Source organism: Parafrankia sp. EUN1f, from assembly GCF_000177675.1.
Taxonomy (GTDB): domain Bacteria; phylum Actinomycetota; class Actinomycetes; order Frankiales; family Frankiaceae; genus Parafrankia.
In genome coordinates this window covers 61,940-79,822 of the sequence record NZ_ADGX01000012.1, presented here as the reverse complement: position 1 = coordinate 79,822, position 17,883 = coordinate 61,940, and the positions used below count along the sequence as shown (strand labels likewise).

General features: G+C 69.3%; 17 protein-coding genes, 1 tRNA gene and 1 pseudogene. 6 read left to right on the top strand and 13 right to left on the bottom strand.

Features of this window, described 5'->3' with window-relative positions:
• Nucleotides 1-26: 26 nt before the first annotated feature.
• From FREUN1FDRAFT_RS05460 to FREUN1FDRAFT_RS05450, 3 genes are all read right to left on the bottom strand, one after another.
• Entirely contained in the window at nt 27-779 is a 753-nt protein-coding gene (locus FREUN1FDRAFT_RS05460) for a hypothetical protein (protein WP_006538970.1), read from the bottom strand.
• Nucleotides 776-1,063, bottom strand: a complete 288-nt coding sequence (locus FREUN1FDRAFT_RS05455) for a hypothetical protein (RefSeq protein ID WP_006538969.1) — start codon at nt 1,061-1,063, stop codon at nt 776-778. The genes FREUN1FDRAFT_RS05460 and FREUN1FDRAFT_RS05455 overlap by 4 nt, the downstream gene beginning before the upstream one ends.
• Nucleotides 1,064-1,781: 718 nt before the next feature.
• Complete coding sequence (locus FREUN1FDRAFT_RS05450) at nt 1,782-2,798, bottom strand: GlxA family transcriptional regulator (RefSeq protein ID WP_006538967.1); 1,017 nt, start codon at nt 2,796-2,798, stop codon at nt 1,782-1,784.
• A gap of 186 nt (nt 2,799-2,984) precedes the next feature.
• Between FREUN1FDRAFT_RS05450 and FREUN1FDRAFT_RS05445 the strand changes: the two genes are divergently transcribed.
• Together FREUN1FDRAFT_RS05445 and FREUN1FDRAFT_RS05435 are read left to right on the top strand one after the other, a co-directional pair.
• On the top strand, nt 2,985-3,668 hold the full coding sequence (locus tag FREUN1FDRAFT_RS05445) for a cysteine hydrolase family protein (RefSeq protein WP_006538966.1): 684 nt from the start codon (nt 2,985-2,987) through the stop codon (nt 3,666-3,668).
• Between the two features lie 537 nt (nt 3,669-4,205).
• Nucleotides 4,206-6,578, top strand: coding sequence for a WYL domain-containing protein (locus tag FREUN1FDRAFT_RS05435; protein WP_006538964.1), 2,373 nt, complete (start codon nt 4,206-4,208; stop codon nt 6,576-6,578).
• A gap of 84 nt (nt 6,579-6,662) precedes the next feature.
• On the opposite strand, the gene FREUN1FDRAFT_RS05430 is transcribed toward FREUN1FDRAFT_RS05435, so the two are convergent.
• Nucleotides 6,663-7,010, bottom strand: a complete 348-nt coding sequence (locus FREUN1FDRAFT_RS05430; protein WP_006538963.1) for a DUF86 domain-containing protein — start codon at nt 7,008-7,010, stop codon at nt 6,663-6,665.
• Complete coding sequence (locus FREUN1FDRAFT_RS05425; RefSeq protein ID WP_006538962.1) at nt 7,000-7,302, bottom strand: nucleotidyltransferase family protein; 303 nt, start codon at nt 7,300-7,302, stop codon at nt 7,000-7,002. Before FREUN1FDRAFT_RS05425 ends, FREUN1FDRAFT_RS05430 begins: the two co-directional genes overlap by 11 nt.
• A gap of 390 nt (nt 7,303-7,692) precedes the next feature.
• On the opposite strand from FREUN1FDRAFT_RS05425, the gene FREUN1FDRAFT_RS05420 reads away from it, so the two are divergent.
• A tRNA-Met gene (locus FREUN1FDRAFT_RS05420) sits at nt 7,693-7,766 on the top strand.
• A 272-nt stretch (nt 7,767-8,038) separates the two neighbouring features.
• On the opposite strand, the gene FREUN1FDRAFT_RS05415 is transcribed toward FREUN1FDRAFT_RS05420, so the two are convergent.
• The 4 genes from FREUN1FDRAFT_RS05415 to FREUN1FDRAFT_RS05400 all read right to left on the bottom strand — a co-directional run bounded on the left by FREUN1FDRAFT_RS05415 (nt 8,039) and on the right by FREUN1FDRAFT_RS05400 (nt 10,580).
• The gene (locus tag FREUN1FDRAFT_RS05415) at nt 8,039-8,590 is read right to left on the bottom strand and encodes a DUF6036 family nucleotidyltransferase (protein WP_006538961.1); all 552 of its coding nucleotides are present in this window, start codon (nt 8,588-8,590) and stop codon (nt 8,039-8,041) included.
• Nucleotide 8,591: 1 nt separating this feature from the next.
• Nucleotides 8,592-9,011, bottom strand: coding sequence for a hypothetical protein (locus tag FREUN1FDRAFT_RS05410; RefSeq protein ID WP_035950136.1), 420 nt, complete (start codon nt 9,009-9,011; stop codon nt 8,592-8,594).
• Nucleotides 9,012-9,621: 610 nt separating this feature from the next.
• Nucleotides 9,622-9,888, bottom strand: a complete 267-nt coding sequence (locus FREUN1FDRAFT_RS05405; protein WP_006538959.1) for a hypothetical protein — start codon at nt 9,886-9,888, stop codon at nt 9,622-9,624.
• Nucleotides 9,885-10,580, bottom strand: coding sequence for a hypothetical protein (locus FREUN1FDRAFT_RS05400; RefSeq protein ID WP_006538958.1), 696 nt, complete (start codon nt 10,578-10,580; stop codon nt 9,885-9,887). Before FREUN1FDRAFT_RS05400 ends, FREUN1FDRAFT_RS05405 begins: the two co-directional genes overlap by 4 nt.
• Nucleotides 10,581-11,208: 628 nt before the next feature.
• Here FREUN1FDRAFT_RS05400 and FREUN1FDRAFT_RS05395 point away from each other — a divergent pair.
• From FREUN1FDRAFT_RS05395 to FREUN1FDRAFT_RS41085, 3 genes and pseudogenes are all read left to right on the top strand, one after another.
• Entirely contained in the window at nt 11,209-11,571 is a 363-nt protein-coding gene (locus FREUN1FDRAFT_RS05395; protein ID WP_006538957.1) for a type II toxin-antitoxin system RelE/ParE family toxin, read from the top strand.
• Nucleotides 11,568-11,894, top strand: a complete 327-nt coding sequence (locus FREUN1FDRAFT_RS05390) for a helix-turn-helix transcriptional regulator (RefSeq protein WP_006538956.1) — start codon at nt 11,568-11,570, stop codon at nt 11,892-11,894. The genes FREUN1FDRAFT_RS05395 and FREUN1FDRAFT_RS05390 overlap by 4 nt, the downstream gene beginning before the upstream one ends.
• 613 nt (nt 11,895-12,507) lie before the next feature.
• Nucleotides 12,508-12,940, top strand: a pseudogene (locus FREUN1FDRAFT_RS41085) (hypothetical protein); the annotation flags it as partial.
• A gap of 794 nt (nt 12,941-13,734) precedes the next feature.
• Here the strand turns inward: FREUN1FDRAFT_RS41085 and sucB are convergent.
• The 4 genes from sucB to FREUN1FDRAFT_RS05365 all read right to left on the bottom strand — a co-directional run bounded on the left by sucB (nt 13,735) and on the right by FREUN1FDRAFT_RS05365 (nt 17,878).
• The gene (gene sucB, locus FREUN1FDRAFT_RS05380) at nt 13,735-15,513 is read right to left on the bottom strand and encodes a 2-oxoglutarate dehydrogenase, E2 component, dihydrolipoamide succinyltransferase (protein WP_063745266.1); all 1,779 of its coding nucleotides are present in this window, start codon (nt 15,511-15,513) and stop codon (nt 13,735-13,737) included.
• A complete protein-coding gene (locus FREUN1FDRAFT_RS05375; RefSeq protein WP_006538953.1) occupies nt 15,485-16,498 on the bottom strand; it encodes an alpha-ketoacid dehydrogenase subunit beta in 1,014 nt (337 codons plus the stop codon). The genes sucB and FREUN1FDRAFT_RS05375 overlap by 29 nt, the downstream gene beginning before the upstream one ends.
• Nucleotides 16,495-17,466 carry a thiamine pyrophosphate-dependent dehydrogenase E1 component subunit alpha gene (locus FREUN1FDRAFT_RS05370; RefSeq protein WP_006538952.1) on the bottom strand — a complete coding sequence of 324 codons (972 nt, stop codon included), beginning with the start codon at nt 17,464-17,466 and terminating at the stop codon, nt 16,495-16,497. Before FREUN1FDRAFT_RS05370 ends, FREUN1FDRAFT_RS05375 begins: the two co-directional genes overlap by 4 nt.
• A 97-nt stretch (nt 17,467-17,563) precedes the next feature.
• Nucleotides 17,564-17,878: an SDR family NAD(P)-dependent oxidoreductase gene (locus tag FREUN1FDRAFT_RS05365; protein WP_006538951.1), complete on the bottom strand. Its 315-nt coding sequence runs from the start codon at nt 17,876-17,878 to the stop codon at nt 17,564-17,566.
• Between the last annotated feature and the right edge of the window lie 5 nt (nt 17,879-17,883).

Here is a 17,883-nt window from a genome sequence, read left to right as displayed (position 1 = left end):
GAGCTGACAGCCCCGCCCGGCGAGGGTCAAGGAATCGGCACGATCGGCGGCGGCACGGGGAGCGGCGGCAGCCCGCCGCCCGGCTGGTCACCCGAAGCGGGAAGATCTTCGAGTACCTGCCGGGCCCCGTCGACGACGTCGTCCACGGCTCCGTCGACAGCGTCGGCGACCCGGTCAAGCAGCCCGGGCGGCGGCGGCGGGGGCGGCGGTGGAGGCAACGGCTCGGGCAGTTCGACGGGTGGCTGACACTGATCGAGGTTCCGGTTGGCTCCCTCCCGCAGGCGGTTGGCGATCTCGCCGTCCGCGACGTCGTTCAGGGCCTCCCGCAGCTGGCCGACGCCGGCCTTCGCCCCGCCGGCCGCACCACCCGCGGCCGCCGCGGTGGATTCGTGGATCAGGTTGCGCACCGGGTCGTCCAGCGGGCATTCGAAGTCCTCCACGATCCGGCGCAGCCTGTCCGCCAGACCGGCCGGTGCGGCACCCGGGGCGCCGCCCGCGCCTGCTCCCGGCTTCTCCGCGGCGTCCGCCAGCTCGGCGAGGACCGCGCGCGCCCGCACATCGCGCCCGAGCCCGTGCAGGGCCCCGCCCGCCCGGGCCATCACCCCTCCCAGCCTGCTCAGCTCGGCCTGCGCCTGCCGCCCGAGCCCCAGGGGCAGGTCGTACCCGGCCGTCAGCGTCGGCAGCGCCGAGCTCATCCGGCGGCCGACGTCAGTCGCCCGGTCGAGGTCGGCGGCGACAGTCCGCATCGCCGCCGGGTCGAGTCGCAGATACTCGGTCATGTCCGCCCCCACCGGGCCCGGTCACGGACGGCCGCCTCGTAGCGGTCGGATCGGCGCTGCCAGTCCGTCTGCGCCAGGGTGAGCTCGTCGGCCGCCCGTCGCAGCTGGGAGGCGAGCCCGCGCAGCGAGCCCTCGGCGTCGTGGGCCGAGCCCTGCCAGTCGCTGATCGCGCCGCGAACGAAGCGGGCCGACCGGCCCGTCCAGCGGTCAGAGCCGACGATTCCGTAAATCGTGCCGGCCGCGCGGATCTCGTCGGCGAGGGCCTGCGCGTACGCGTCGCACACCGACGCCAGTGCCCGGCAGTCCCCAGGTGATCCGGGTGGTTTTGGTCCAGGAGGAACATCCATACCGGCGACGTTAGGAATCGCCCGGCCACGATGTCGATGGCAAGCCCTTCCCTGCGGAGGCCCTGGTATGGGTGCCGCTCATCCGGATCCGTGCGGGCAGCGACGGGTGCGCCGCAGCCCGGCGTCGCGCCTCCTGGCGCTGTGCGACGGACGGTTGAACCGTCCTGTCGACGTTTGCGCTGGTCAGGTGGGGCGAGTGGGCAAGGGCGGGCACAACCCGAACCACCACCCCGTGATCCCCGGCCCCACGATCTCCATCCCCGATCACGTGAACAGGCCACCTACCAGCGGAAACGCACGGCGACGCCGTCGTACGTCCACAACCGACGCATCGGCCGCCGCTGCAAGTTGACACCCGTACGGCCGGACGCCGGGTACGGCCCCGGCCCACGGCGCGCCCGGCACCCAGATCGGCTCCCGTCGCCGGGCAGTCTGGAACTCGAGCACGCCGCCTGGGTCCCCCCGACGTAGTCGACGGCCCCGCCGACGTTGTCGACCGGCCACGGCCGACCCATGCCTGGCCGCCACCGCCCGTCGCGCCGTGGCAGGAGGCCGTGGCCAGCCGCGCCGGTGGGGCCAGCCGCGCCGGTGGGGCCAGCCGGGCCGGTGGGGCCAGCCGGGCCGGTGGGGCCGGTGGGGCCGGTGGGGATCCCGGTCAGGCCCCCGGTTCTTCCGCGCCTCCCGGGCGGGCACGCGCGGACGGCGCGGACCCCGCGAAGGCGGCCCGATAGGCACTCGGGGAGACGCCGACGACGCGGCGGAAGTGCGGGCGCAGGGCGACGGCGTCGGCGAAGCCGGCCCGGCGGGCGACCTCGTCCACGCTCAGGCCGGCGGACTCCAGCAGTCGTTGCGCCCACAACACCCGCTGGGTGAGCAGCCACTGCAGGGGCGAGCTGCCGGTCCGCCCGCGAAAGCGCCGGTCGAACGTGCGCCGGCTGAGGTGGACGTGCGTCGCCATCGCGTCGACGTCGAGCGTGACGTCACCGAGCCGGTCCAGCGCGAAGGCGATGACGGCCGCCACCGGGTCACCGTCCTCGACCGGCGGTAGCGGCCGCTCGATGTACTGGGCCTGGCCGCCGGTGCGGTGCGGCGCGACGACGAGGGAACGCGCGACCGCGTTCGCGGCGGCCGGGCCCCGGGCCCGGCGCAGCAGGTGCAGGCAGGCGTCGATGCCCGCGGCGCTGCCCGCGCTGGTGACGATGTCGCCACCGTCCACGTAGAGCACGTCCGGGTCGACGGTGACCAGCGGGTGATCGGCGGCGAGCCGGCCGGCGAACCGCCAGTGGGTGGTCGCTCGCCGGCCGTCGAGCAGGCCGGCGGCGGCCAGCACGAACGCGCCGAGGCACAGTCCGACCACAGTGGCACCGCGGTCGGCCGCCGCGGCGAGTGCCGACAGGAGCGCGTCCGACGGCGGCGCGCCGTCCGGAGTCCGCCAGCTCGGCACGATCACCGTCCCGGCGGTGCCGAGCGCGTCAAGGCGGTGCGGTGGGTCGAGGAGCATCCCGGCCGAGGTGGAGAGGGGACCCGGCTCGCCCGCGACCGCCAGCACCGTATGGGCCGGGACGTCGGGGTGCACGGGCCCGAACACCCTGGCCGGCACCGACGCCTCGAACAGTGGCATGTCCTGCCCGAACACGACGGCGACGGTGTCGCCGTCCCGCGCCACCGGCATGGCCCCTCCCCTCCGCCCCTCCACGGCGCCGGGATCGGGGCCGCACCGGCTGTGGCTGTGGCTGGATTCTATCGAAGGATGGCTTTCCAGCCACTCCCTCTGGGACATCCCGTCGGGGAGTCTGTCGATGCCGGCCCCGCGGGGCGCGGCCGGCGGCCTCGAACGCGAGCAACAGGGAGTCATGTCATGGTCAGGCGCGCAGTCGTCGTCATCGACGTCCAGCAGGAGTACGAGACCGGGGCGATGCGGATCAGCTATCCGCCGCTCGCGGGATCGCTGGCAGCGATCGGCCGGGTGATGGACGCCGCGCACGAGCACAGGATCCCGGTCGTCGTGGTGCAGCAGGACGCACCGGCCACCTCGCCGATCTTCGCCGTCGGCAGTCCTGGCTGGCGGCTGCACCCCGAGGTCGCCGACCGCCATCGCGACGTCCTGTTCCACAAGCGGCTGCCGGGCGCGTTCACCGGCACGGAGCTGGAGGCCTGGCTTCGTGACCGCGGGATCGACACCGTCACGCTGGTCGGTTACATGACGCAGCACTGCGTGGGCACGACCGCGCGCCAGGCCTCACACCTCGGGCTCGCCGTCGAGGTCCTCGCGGACGCGACCGGCACTCTGGACTACCGCAACGAGGTGGGCGCGGTGGACGCGCGCAGCCTGCACCATGGCGTGCTCACCGTGCTGCATGCCGGGTTCGCCGCCGTCGCCACCACCGACGACTGGCTCGCCGCGCTGCCCGCGAAACGCCGCCTCCCCGCCGGCTCCCTCGCGACAACGGCCGCGGTGGCGCCGCGAGGCGCTCACCCGGCCGTCTCGACCACGACCACGACAGCGGCCATGGTCGCCGCCGGTGACACGACCGGCGGCTGAGCCCGCGACGACGCCTGCACGACGGCGTGTCGCCATATGTCCTGCAGACGGGACTCGGCCGCGACCATGCCAGCCGCGACGACCGCGGCATGTCTACCAGCGGAAACGCCCGCCCGTGCCGTCGCGCGTCGGCCACCGACGCGTCGACGACGACTGCCAGATGATCTACGGGGCCCGGGTCGCCGCAACAGCCCGGACACACGACTCGGCAGGCCGTCCCACGCCTGGGCCAGCTCAGGCAGAGCATCCGCCATCGGCTGTGCCGTCGTGGAGCGAATCGACGATCTCCTCAGGAGGAACTGGACCTTCGCGTCGATCGGGCGTCCACGGTACGCCGACTGAACAAGGTCGAGGCCATCATCGACGGTCGTGTAACCGAGCTTGCGATAAAGGAACGCGATGTCCTCGGCGTCAGCTTCGACACGGGCCGCGAACAACTTCCCGGCGGTGGCGCCGGAACCGCTCCTCGGCAAGGTCGCCATGTGAGTCCGCGTCGCCGGCGGCGGCATCACGAGGGGAGTTCGGCAGAATGCCGCCATGACTTCCGGATCGTTCGCCGAGTACCTGGCCGGATTGGACAAGGCAGCGCTGACGGGATTGCTGCGGGCACGGCCGGACGTTCGGGCCGAGCCCGTCCCGCGTGGGTTCGAGCAGCTGGCCCAGCGGCTGTGCGGGCCGGACTCGCTGGTTGCCGCGCTGCGCTCGATCGATCGGGATGCGGTGGTCGTCGGTCAGGCGGTCGCCGCCCTGGGATCGCGGGCCACGGTTGAGACCGTGGCCGATCTGGTCTCGGCACCGGAACAGGACGCGCCAGGAAAGGCCGTGTGGGACGCGGTCGGCGAGTTGTGCGGCCGTGGGCTGGCCTGGTTGGAGTCCGGGACGATCCGCCTGCCGGAACGACTGGCCGAGCACTGGGCGGCTGAGATCGGCGATGGTCGACCATTGGCCGTGATCGCGAGGTCGGCGCTGGTGGACGACGTGCGTTCGGCGGCTGACGCGCTGGGCGTCGAGGTGAACGGGCTACGTAAACCGGAGCTGATCGCCCGGTTGGTGGACGTGGCTTCCGACACCCGCGCGATGGCCGACGTGGTGCGCCGGCTGCCCAGGCCCGCGCGGGATCGTCTGGACCAGATACGCCATCGCTACAGCCAGATCTACCTGGGCTATGCCGCGCCGGCGGCCACGGGTGCCGAACGTACGTTGGCCGCCGCGGGCTTGGCGTTGCGGGTCAACGGGCGGTTGGAGGTGCCCCGCGAGATCGAGGTCGCGTCCTGGCTGGCGCAGCGAGACCTGCTGCTGACCGGACGGCCGCGGATCCCTTCCGCCACGGCCACGAGTGAGTCGACACTGGCCGCCGCCCAAGCCGCCGCGGCGGATCTGCTCCGTGGCGTCACGGCCCTGCTGGACGAGGCGCGCGCGCATTCGATCGTCGCGCTGAAGAAGGGCGGAGTCGGCCCACGGGAGCGGTCCCGGCTGGCCGCGCGGCTGGCGCTGCCGGTCGAGACGCTGGTGCTCGGTATCGACCTGACCTATGCGGCCGGGCTGCTCGGCCGGGCGGACACGGGCTACGCGCCGACCGATCGGTACGCGACGTGGCGGGAGGCACCGCCGGCCCACCAGTGGTCCGCGCTGGTGACCGCATGGTTGATGTTGGAACATGCCCCGACCAGCCGGGAGATCGGCGGAGACAAGGAACTGGCCCCGCCGCTGCCCCTGGCCTCGGCCGCCGGTGGGCTACGACGCGCCCTGCTGCGCGCGGCGCGCGGTGGGCTGTCGTTGCGGGTGGCCGGCGAGCACATCGACTGGTTCTTCCCGCTGCATCTGTACGGGCCAGGCGAGCTGCGGGACAAGGCGGCCGCCGCGATACGGGAGGCGGAGCTGCTGGGTGTCGCCGTCGCCGACGTGCTGACCGACTGCGGCGAACAGCTCGTGGCCCTTCTCAACGAAGACCTGGCCGCCGGCGAGCCGGCGGACGCGGTGGACTCGGTGGACGCGTTGGCCGAGCGGGTTGCCGGGGTGCTGACGGAAAGGCCGTGCACGGTGATACTCCAGTCGGACCTCACCGCGGTGGTGTCCGGCCAGCCGACGACGGCGGTCTCGCGGCTGCTGGGAACAGCGGCGGTGAGTGAGTCCCGGGGCGCTGCGGGAGTATGGCGGTTCAGCCCGGCCAGCGTCCGTGCGGCGTTCGACGCGGGCTGGACCGCCGCGCGACTGCTGGCCGATCTGGCGGCGGTGTCTGATCGGCCGGTGCCCCAGCCGTTGGAATATCTGGTCAAGGATGTGGCTCGCCTCCACGGGAAGATCCGGGTGCGGGGAATGCGCTCGTGCGTCGTGGCCGAAGAGGCCTTGATCAGCGAGATTCTGCATACCCGGTCATTGGCGAAGCTGTCCTTGGCGCGGGTAGCGCCGACGGTGCTGTCCAGCCCGCACGAGCCGCACGAGGTGCTGGCACGGCTGCGTGCGGCCGGACTGTCCCCAGTCGCCGAGGACGCGACGGGCACAGTGATCGTCGAGAAGCAGCAGGAGCACCGCGCGGCTGCGCCCCGGTCGGCGGCGCGGGCCGCGTCCACCCGGGTCCGGCCCCGGATGGATGCGGAGAAGCTGGCCGCACGGCTGCTCGCGGACCCGGATGGCGCGGACAGCGGCGGGGCGGATACCTCGGAGACGTCCGCGCGGCTGGCGCAGCTGAACCCTGGCCTGACCGATACCGAGATCATCCTGCTTGCCGACGCGATCGAGGCCCAGCGCGACGTGTTGATCAGCTACCGGAACAAGGCAGGAAACCGGACTGCCCGGGAGATCCAGCCGCACCAGCTGTACGGCCGATGGCTCGAGGCGTGGTGTCACCTGCGGGACGCACAACGGGACTTCACCGTGGCCAACATCGAGTCGGTCGCCCCGGTCGGCTGACCCCGTCGGTGGCCCTCACCGACTGCCTGTGCCCGCGCCCGACATCAGGCGACGAGGCCACTCACGCTCCAGCCCTCGGTGGGTTCAGGTGCCTTCGCGTACAGCTGCGAGGACTCGACGCAGGTCGACAGAGAACTGGGGTAGTTGCTCTCTGGCCGCGGTGTGCAGTATCTCGAGGTCGACGGACCAGTAGCCGTGGACGATCCGGTTGCGTAGCCGGACGGGCTGCTTCCAGGCGATGTCGGGATAGCTCTTGGTGATCTCTTCGGAGAGCTGACTGGCGGCTTCGCCGAGCACGGTGAAGTTCCACAGGAGCGCGTCGCGGCGCTGCCGGTCCGCTTCCAGGGCGCTGACGGTGATTCCGTCGGTGAGTTTCTGTGCCTGGTCGGCCGCTTCGATCATCTCGCTGAGAAGGAGGACGTCACGCCGCATAGACGGGCCGTGCCTCAGCCAGGACGGACGAGCGGAGCAGCGGGTGGAGCCCGCGGGCGGAGACCAGATCGACGGGCCGTCCGAACAGGTCGGTGAGGTCATCGGCGAGCTGCTCGATGTCCCAGCCCAGACGCCGGCCCGGCGCAAGGGTGTACAGGATGTCGATGTCGCTGTCAACGGTCGCGGTGCCGCGCGCCTGCGAGCCGAACACCTGGAGTTCCGCGATCCCGTAACGAGCGCAGATCGCGGCCAGGCGTGCCCTGTCGATCTCTACTCCGGCGATGGACCCCACAGGTCAAGGGTAGCCGCAGGAAGCTCAAGGTCCAGGGCGCACCGTTCCAACGCGCATCGCCGCTGATCATGACTGCCCGTTGACCAGCCGCACGGGCAAACCGCGACTCACTGGCATCACGCCCGCCCCGGCGACTCGGACCGAGGCCAGCGGCACCCCGAGGCGGTTAAGGGGTTAACTCAACACCGGCAAGCGAGCTCTGGACCACAGCGCCCGCCGGGGCGAATCAGGCGACGGTTCGGATTGCGCGAACTTTGCACCAAGCAAAAAGTTCAACTAGGCCAGGGCGGGCAAGCGCACGACGTCGGACCAACACGTGGCGGGCAAGAGGACGGTCGACCCGCTCGTTTGACATCTGATCTCGGCGTTCCCTATAGTAAAAGGCGCCGACGCGGGGTGGAGCAGCTCGGTAGCTCGCTGGGCTCATAACCCAGAGGTCACAGGTTCAAATCCTGTCCCCGCTACTTTAGTATAATTTGCTAGGGCTTTTTCTAATGTGCCCGCCTCAAATGTCTGTCGAGGCCTTGCGCGTCTCGGATCAGCTGCGATCAGCCGATCGTGCTCACTGTCCGGCCATAACCAACGGCGGGTTGAAGAGCCACCGGCTCAGCTGCGGCTCCCACTATCGGTCCTGTGATGGCAGGGCCCGGTGTCAGTCGACTACGGCTGCCGGATGACCCGCAGCGGTGGGCACTGAGCACACGGGGTAGCACGGGCGTCCCGCGCCTGGGCCGGCTCAGGCAAATTCTCCGCCGCTGTCGTCATGGAGCGACTCGACGATCTCTTCGAGGAGGAACTGGACCTTCACATCAATCGGGCGGTCACGGTAGACGGACTGGACGAGGTCGAGGCCTTCACCGACGGTGGTGTAGCCGAGCTTGCGATAAAGGAACGCGATGTCCTCGGCGTCAGCTTCGACACGGGCCGCGAACAGCTTCATCGCCAGCAGGTACTCGGCGGAGGCGACGTCAACGGTGAGGTGGTCGGCTTCGAAGTACCTGGTCGCGGCCGGATCCGGACCAGGTAGGAAGCCTTTCACCGCGTCGTTGAGCCAGTCAGCCGAGAGGCCATGGCGCTCGGCGAGCGCGCCCGCCGCCGCACGGACGACCTCGGATGGCAGGAAAACGGCGTCAAGATCACGGGTGGATCGGGTCGCGTCGTAGACGAGGGCGAGCGCGGCGCCGCCGACGAGAAAAAGGTCGGCCTTCGCGCCACGCCGGCCCAGTTCGTCGTTGAGCTCCTGGAGCAGGCTCGTGATCGACTCACGACCGAGACCCGGACTGGTCACGTCACGCCCGCTGAAGCGCGCCGCCGGTGATGAACACTCCCCGTTTACGGAACGACAGCGGGGACTCGACCAACGCCCGAGGATGGAGGCCCCTCAGCGTGGTGACGAACCACCACGGCACCGCCTCGAGCTCAGGATCGCGCACCCATGCGGGAGGCTGCCATCCGTCTCGACGGGCAAGGTGCTCTCCCAGCGCGGCAAGCGCCGCGTCCACCCGGCGGTCGCCGGCCATCCGTGGGCGTTCCGCCCACATTGCACTCGCCGCAGCGAGGCCCTGATGCCGCAGAACGCTGGTGTAGTCGTCGAGCATCTGTACAACGGCGTGCCGCCAGATGTCCTGCAGGCGGGACTCGGCCGCGACCATGCCAGCCGCGACGGCTGCGGCATCGTCAACCGTTCGGAAGGCGCGCAACGAGTCCACGTCACTACAGTACGCCGCTGATCATGGCATCTGCCTCGCTGAGTGGAGTCCGCTGAGACGTGGCGTACGTCAGTTGCCTAACCGCCCGTCCTCGGAGCATCGGCCCGCGTGCCTCGTTCGATGAGTAGACCGTCTCGCCAGTTGGCATCCGCTGCGAGCAGTCGAGCGGTTACAGCCTCCTGCGGCAGGCGAGCTGCGCCGCGCAGCAACTCGACGGCACGAGGGCGCTCATTCGGCTCGAGCCATGCGCCAGCTTGGCTGGCACCAGCGGCTGGCCAGGCTGCGGCACCCCGATGTTCAGTACCAGTCGGTACAGGCCTGTGGCCGGTCGCTGCCCCGACGTGTCCGGAGACTCAGGAAGTTGAGGGTTGTGCCAGATCCTGTGGACAGAACCGGGCACAACCCGAACCGCCACCCCACCATCCCCGGCCCCACGATCACCGTCCCCGATCGCATGGGCAGGCCGCCTACCAGCGGAAACACACGGCGACGCAGGCATACGGCGCCACCCAGAATCCCGGCCGCCGCCGGCGGCTGACCCCAGGGTTGGGGCTGCGGTCCGTAGCCCCAACCCTGCCGAGTCCGGGAATCTAGACGCGTCCGATAGAAGTCAGCTGATGGTGTTCGCGAACGCCGCACCACGACGTACGTCGTCGGGATGGACGGCGGGGCCGTTCACGTCGAGTGCGGCCAGGAGTGCCGCTGTCGGAACCTGGTAACGCCAGCCCAGCCGCATGACGCGACATGGGAAGCGCTCGGCGTGGACCAGCTTGTAGGCGGTGTTGATCGAGATCCCGACGGCCCGCGCAGCGGTACGCAGGTCCACGACGGTCGGCAACTCGAACAGCTCAGGGAAGGTGAGCCGCCGGTTCGTCACGCGGCCTCCCCCTCGGCGCGAGACCCTGCGTGGCCAGGCGGAAGCCTCAGCCCGAGCCGCTGAGCGACGGCACCGAGCCGCTCGCCCTCCACCTTGACCGGATCGCCGTCACCGCTCTGTTCGACAGCCGGCGCAGTGTCATCGACCAAGCGCTGAAAGGCGGCGATCGCTCGTGACGCGTCAAAGGGGGAGGCGTCGAGTGCCTGAACAAGCTCGATGTCGGCGGTGGGCGTTTCGCACCGGGGGCGGGGGACAGCGCGCCGAACATGACGGTATGTGGCCGACCATAGCCAGGCGCCAAGCTCCGGCCGGTCAGGGTCCGCCGAGCGGGCCGTGACAAGGAAGGCGCTGACAGCCTCGGCCTCCAGCTCGGCCAGATCCGCCACGAATCCGAATCGACGGCAATTCCAGCAGATCCTGCGAAGCCCGGGTGCCATCATCCAGATCGTGACCACGTCCCAGGGGTCCCGCTTCTCACGACTGGTGCGAAGAAGACGCGACCAGATGCTGTCACGTACTTCAGACGGCACGCCAGGATCCAACAGCATATCCCGCATCCTTTTGACAGAAATCTGCTCGACCTCAGTGGCCCCGGGGTACGGGACATCCACGGTGAGCTCCAGCATCGCAGGCATCAGCGCCACATGGGCATCGACGGAGTCGAGAACACGGTCGCGGAGCAGGATTACCAAAACAGTTCCCCCTCGGGCTGACGAGGCTTCTCGTACACGGCTATGCGCCGCCGCCACGGTCCTGCCCACCCCAAATGGGGACATGTACACCTTGAGGTGGTCTCGTCGTAGGCCCTCGCTCCCGGAGATGGCCGGTGCATGCCACGGCTTGGCCGACTCGTCAGAAGAGGGCAGGTTCGGAGGAGGGCGCTCCGTTGCGAGACCCGCCCACCCATCCGCCGGCCGGCATGTCCGATCTGCGGCGGGCCCCACCGACAGGGCGACGGCAGTCCCCACGACGAGAGCGCGAGTCGCGTAGATGGCCGACGTCTCGTGGCGCACGGCGCGTTCGTTGGGATCGCGCGGCGCTGGGATCACGGCCGCCGACCTGCTGATGGCATCGACTCCGCGAATGACGCCGGGACGGCGGAGGACATCGCCGACCATTGCCGCCGGTTGACCGCTTGATCTCGGTGATCGTCGCTGCGGCTGGGCGCGGTTTCGAGATCGCAGGTCTCGATCCAGATCGTCCCCGCATGATCCCGAGACGCGCGGTCGACAGCGCGGCCAAGGTGCCGCGATTGACTCGCGCGACGACGCGAGAGCAGTACACTTGGGTACTGAACCATCTGCCCCAAGGGGACGTGTCATGACCTACCGCCTGGAGATCGTCAGCGAGGTCCGGGAATGGCTGCATGACCTCCGTCGAACAGACCGAGATACCGCGATCCTCGTCGGCCAGGCCGTGACGGCGCTTCTCGACGAAGGCCCCAGCCTGGGCCGACCGCTCGTTGACAGGATCAAGGGCTCGCGACTCCACAACCTCAAGGAACTCAGACCCGCCTCGAGCGGAACCAGCGAGGTTCGCATCCTGTTCGTCTTCGATCCCGAGCGCCGCGCGGTCCTGCTCGTCGCCGGAGACAAGGCCGGGCGGTGGTCAGCCTGGTACGACAGGGCGATCCCACTGGCCGAAGCCCGCTACGCCCTCTACCTCAAGGAGCGTGACCTATGAGCGCCGCCCACGGGTACGACAGAGACGGGTTCCTCGCCGAGTTCTTCCCCGAAGAGCACGACCGCCACGAGGTCGAAGCAGGGGCCGAACGGCTCGTGGCCGAGAACCGCGCACATCGGCTCGCCGAGATGCGCCGACGACTGGGCCTCACCCAGGCAGAAGTCGCCGACCGCATGCACGTCCGGCAGGAACGCGTCTCCGCCATCGAACGGGCCAACATCGACGCCAGCGAGCTACGCACCCTCGCCGCCTACGTCAAAGCGCTCGGCGGGCAGCTGGAGATCATCGCGGACTTCGGAGGGGAACGGCTCGTTATCGGCTGAACGACCTTAGCCTGCCCGACCGGCGCCCCAAGAGATTCCAGCACCCGCCCCACCGATGCTCTCACCCGAATCCGAGACCCTCATCGCGTCGCCGATCTGGTCGACGGGCGGTTTCTGGCAGGCAGCGCAGCGGGAGCGTCCTGTCGGCAGGATGGCGGGCCAACCGGGGAGCTGGTGCACCGGCGGGGTCACAAGCCCAAACGAGACCAGGATTAAGACCACAAAGCCCGCCAAGATCCTTGGCGGGCTTTACTCTGCCCGGTGCTGATGGTGGGCAGGGGCGGGGTCGAACCGCCGACCTTCCGCTTTTCAGGCCGAACTGACCGTCATTCCAACGTCCGTAGACGTACGTTTTCGGCCGTGGAAGGCCGCTGACGTACGCGCCGGTTCGCCGACGTTGCTACACCCGTTGCTACACCTCGACGAGGCAACGAACGGGCCGTTCCCGGCAGCCCGGCAGCGCTTTCGCGCACCCCAGTCCTCCGGGCGAGAGGGCACGGTGGCGCCCAGCGCACCGGCTTCGAAGAGCCTCCCCCACCCCACGCCCGAGGTCAGGTTGGCGTGGCCTACTTCTACGACCACCGGCTGGGGGTGGTGACGAGTGAGCCCCATCATGACGAACCCCGCGGAGCCGAACATCGATGCTGCTGCTCCCCTCACGGCAGCGGTCGTAAAGCTCGTCACCGCGACGATGGCCGCTGTCGTCAGCCTGACGTTTCTGTTCGGATTCGGTAATGTCCTCGCGCTCGGGCTACGACTCGGCGTCCCGATCTGGGTCGCACCCCTGGTCGCCCCCGCCGTGGATCTCTCCGTCCTCGGACTCCTGGGAACCCGGCACCTCGCTGTGCACGGCGGCCCAGCCGAGGTGATGCGGTCAGCGCGACGCCTCCTCATCTTCTCCAGCACGGTAACCCTGGCCCTGAACATTGCCGAACCCCTGATCGCCGGGGACTACGGCAAAGCCGCCTTCGACGCCGTCGGCCCACTCCTCCTCATCGGATGGAGCGAAGTCGGCCCCGGCCTCCTCCAAGCCATCCAGAACACCGGAACCCACCAGCCATCAGCAGCCGACCATTTCACAACACAGGTAAAGGGAATCGGTAGAACCTCGACTCTGACCGAAGTTCGCACGCGCCCGCGAGGAGCCGCGCGGACCCTGCCGAGCCCGGGGAGGTCCGAACTCCGTCCGCAGGTGACCGAACATCAGCTCCTCGAACGAGAATGCGGCTGCGGGACACGGACGAAGGCGACCCCACCGGCCGGGGTGGACGCCCCGGTCCAATACGGGCCCCGGGTGACCGCGGCGGCGGTCTACCTGTATTCCGGTCAGTTCCTGTCGAAGGACCGGACCGCGACCGCGCTCGCCGAACTGGATCGATGTTGGTCGACAGTCGGGTGTTACTATGACTATAGGTCAGCTGCGATTATTATAATCGCCCAAGCCTCGGACCGGAGCTTCTCCCTACCTCCGCCAGACCTCTCCTGGACCTATGCCTCGAAGCCGCGGAGGCGCTCGGCGGGATCAGTGGCATTCAATAATCGTGGCGTTGGCGATGCCGCCGCCCTCGCACATCGTCTGCGGGCCATAGCGACTACCGTGACCTCAATATAGTTCAGCAGCGTGGACATCATCGGCCAGGCCCTGCCCGGCCGACACAGCCATCGTCACGATCTTTCTCTCCCACCCCGCCAAAGGTCACAAGATGATAGCCATCACCTGACTCACCTCATGCTGACGGATAGGACAGTTCTGGAGCAATATCGTGTACGGCTTGGGAAACGACCAGCTCTCGAGCACTCCCCTCCAGCGGGCGGCCCCCGGACGCTCAGGCCTCCTGACTCACCGGTAGTCGTCGACGCCCCACGCCTGCAGCCGTCGGCGTACATCGACAAGGCACCGTGTGGCGTCGGCACCATCGACCGCACGATGGTCGAACGTCAGGGCGAGCCGGATGATAGGTCGGATCGCGATTGTTTCCTGGCCGTCGGCGAGCCGGACGGCCCATGGGCGCCGGACGATCGTGGGCATGCCGAGGATCCCGACCTGCGGCTGGTTGATGATGGCAGGCGCCGAGACCGCGCCCACCGATCCGGGGTTGCTGATCGTGAAGGTGCCCGCCCGATAGTCGTCCGCGCCCGCCTTCCGGTCACGCACGCGAGCAGCGGCGTCGACGATGGACTGTCCCAGCGCCTCGACGGTAAGTCGCTGAGCACCACGGATCACCGGGACCATCAGGCCGCGTGGGGTGTCCACGGCGATACCGAGGTTGATCTCTCGCCAGCGCAGCAGCCGTTCGTTCTGGAACGTCGCGTTCAGGTCCGGATGATCCAGCAAAGCAGCACAAGCCGCTCGAGCGATGAACGGCAGGAAGGAAAGCTTTGGCTGTCCGGCTCCCTGCCGCTGCGCGTTCAGGGCGGCGCGGACGTCAGTCAGACGACCGAGGTCGACGTCGACCTCGGTCGTCATGTGCGCCGAGGTGCGACGGGATCGCGTCATGTGCTCGGCCGTCGCCTGGCGGATCCGACTGGTTGGGACGGCCTCGAACGGCACGTCCTCATACCCTGCCGGAATTTCTGAGTCGTTCTTGGGCGACGGCGACACTTCCGGTGCCTTGACCGGGAGCGATGTGATCTGCGCACTCGCCGCTCGGCGGCTTACGTCGTCCGGGGTGATCCTGCCACCGCCACCGGTGCCGGCGACCGCCGCGATCTCGACCCCGAGCTCAGCAGCCGTGCGGCGAGCCAGTGGAGAAGCCGCAGGACGATTGCCTCGGGCAATACCGGCGAGGAGCTGCGAGATCGCGGCTTCGTGGTCGAACGGTCCCGAGCTCACGTTGGCAGGACCGGAGCTCACGTCCGAGGTGCCGGAGGGCGCGACAGCTGTCGAGGGAGAGGGCGCGAGTCCCCGCCCTGGCTCCCCGACCGGAGCGGCGAGAGCCGGCCCGTCGGCGATCCGGGCCGCTGTGGGGTCCGGCACCGAACCGTCCGCCGTCACGACAGCGAGTGCCTCGCCGACGGGGACAACGTCGCCCTCGGCAAAGCGCTGCTCGGCCAGCACACCGGCGACAGTGCTCTCGATCTGCGTGTCCACCTTGTCCGTCGAGACCTCGCAGATCGGCTCACCGACGGCAATCTCCTCACCGACGTCCTTGAGCCACGTGGTCAGCGTCCCCTCGGTCACCGAGACGCCGAGATGGGGCATCGCCACGACGTCGGCACGTGGACCAGGAGTGGGCGCGGTCCCAGGCTCGGGACCGGCCACGGGCTCGGCAGCCTCGGACGCCGGAGGTTCGATCACGATCTCCTGCACCGCCGGTGCCGTCGACTCGGGGTTGGTCTCCTCACCCAACCCCGCGACGACGGCCAGGACTTCACCGACGGGCACGACGTCATCCTCGGCGAAGCGCTGCTCGGTCAGCACACCGGCGACAGTGCTCTCGATCTGCGTGTCCACCTTGTCCGTCGAGACCTCGCAGATCGGCTCACCGACGGCAATCTCGTCACCGACGTCCTTGAGCCACGTGGTCAGCGTCGCCTCGGTCACCGAGACGCCGAGATGAGGCAGGATCACATAGCTCACGACTGCACTCCTAGATCTTGAAGACCGCGAGGGCGGCACGCACGATCTCGTCGACCGAGGGAATGGCCGCCTGCTCCAGAACCGGATCCTGGGGCAGGGGGGTGTCGCTGCCACACACCCGCCAGACGGGGGCATCGAGTGCGAAGAACGCCCGCTCCTGCACCTGGGCGGCGATCTCCGCGCCGAAGCCCGCCGTGCGCGAGGCCTCGTGTACCACCATCAGGCGGTGCGTCTTCTCGACCGACGCCACGATCGCGTCGATGTCCAGCGGCACGAGGGTTCGCGGATCGATGACCTCGACGTGGATGCCCTGTGCGGCCAGGCGGTCGGCTGCCGCAAGTGCGCGTTCGACCATCAAGCCGGTGGCGACGATCGTCAGGTCTGATCCCGGCCGCGCGATCCGCGCTGAGCCGAACGGCACGAGGAAGTCCGGTGACTCCGGGACAGCGCCCTTCACCCGATAGAGGCTCTTGTGCTCGAAGTACAGCACAGGGTTGGCGTCACGGATGGCCGTCTTGAGTAGGCCTTTGGCATCAGCGGGGGTCGCCGGGACCGCGACCTTCAGACCGGGGACGTGCATGGCCAGGGTCTCGATGCTCTGCGAGTGCTCGGCCCCGGCTCCGCCGACCACTCCGGTGGGGAGGCGGACCACGACAGGCAGGGTGAACTGGCCACCATGCATGTAGCGCCACTTCGCCAGTTTGTGGAAGACCTCGTCGGCCGCGGTGAAGATGAAGTCGGCGAACTGCAGCTCGACCACCGGGACCGCGCCGGCGAGCGCAGCACCCGCGGCGCCCCCGACGATGAAGGTCTCATTGATGGCCGTGTCCCGGACACGCGACGGGCCGAACTCCTCGATCAGCCCTCGGGTGAGACCGAAGACTCCGCCGAGCTTTCCGATGTCCTGGCCCATGAGGAACACTCGGTCATCGCGCCGCATCTCCTCGGCGAGTGCCTCGTTGATGGCGCGTCCGTACCCCATGACACGCTCGGTCGACCCGGTCACCGACTGCTTGGCCGTCATGCCCACACGTCCTCGTAGATCACCGTGGTCTCGGGCCGCGGCGCAGCGAGAGCCTCGTCGAAGGCTTCCGCGACCCGACGGCGTGCGTCCGTGTCGATGTCGCGCCGCTCGTCGTCCGGGAGGAGCTCGCCGAGCCGGTGCACCGGATCGTTCGGGATCTCGTCGTCCTTGACGCGGTCCTCTCGGTACGGCTGCCGGTCGCCCTCGTAGTGGCCGCGGATCCGGAGGGTCTTCGCCTCGATGAGCGTCGGTCCATCTCCTCGTCGTGCACGCTCGATGGCCTCCGTCGTGGCGTCCATGACCGCGATCGCGTCCTGTCCGTCGACGATGACACCCGGCATTCCGTAGGCCGAGGCACGGTCGGCGATGTTCGGGGTCGGGCTCTGCTCTTCGAAGCGTGCGGACAGCGCCCACCCGTTGTTCTCGCACACCCAGACCACCGGCAGCTTCCACACCGAGGCCTGCAAGGCCGCTTCGTGCCAGGTGCCACGGCCAGACGCGCCGTCCCCGAAGAAGACCACCGTGACCCGACCATCGCCCAGCAGCTGCGACGCGAGCGCGGTACCAGCGCCGAGCACGAAATTCGAACCGAGCGTGCCGCCCTGTCCGAGGACACGCTTCTCGGCGCTTGCGAAGTGAACGGTGCCGCCGCCCTTCCCGCGGGTGCTTCCCGTGACCCGACCCAGCAGGTCACCGAACAACGCAGCGAGCGGCATGCCTTTGGCATACGCGTAACCGAGGCCACGATGAGCGTAGTAGAGGTAGTCGTCAGGATCCATCGCGGCGATCGCGCCTGCCTGCAGGCCCTCCTGACCGATGCCGGGGTGCCAGAATCCGCCGAACCCCTCCGTCTCGACGTAATCCCTGATCCGCAACTCGGCGAAGCGGATCGTCACCACTGTCCGGTAGATGTGGACCAGGCGTCCTTGGCGAGTGAGCTCGGCGGGCTGGAAGGGAGCGATCAACACTCGCCATCTCCTGTGGTTGCAGAACCGAGTTGGTTATGCGGTTCGCCGGCGAGGGAGGGCTGCCACTCCGGCAGTCGGCTGGCCGGCGTCGGGGACGTCACAGCGCGGCCATCGCGCCGCGGACCATCAGTGTGACCGAGCGGTCGACAGGGCCGAACTGCTCGACAGCGGCTGCTGCCACCTCGCAGATCTGCGGATCCGAGACGTCAGACTGGCACGCGCGAACCTCCGTGTCTGTCGCACGCAGCTCGTCGGCCACTTCCTCGAGAGCCACCGCCCGCCGTGCCGTCGGGACCAGACACGTACCACCGACAGGGGCGGGTGCCCCGGCGGACCCCACCCCCAGGTCGGAGCTCGCACCGGTGAGGACGACGACACGACCGTCGAGCCGAAGCGACCGCGACAGATCCACGACGC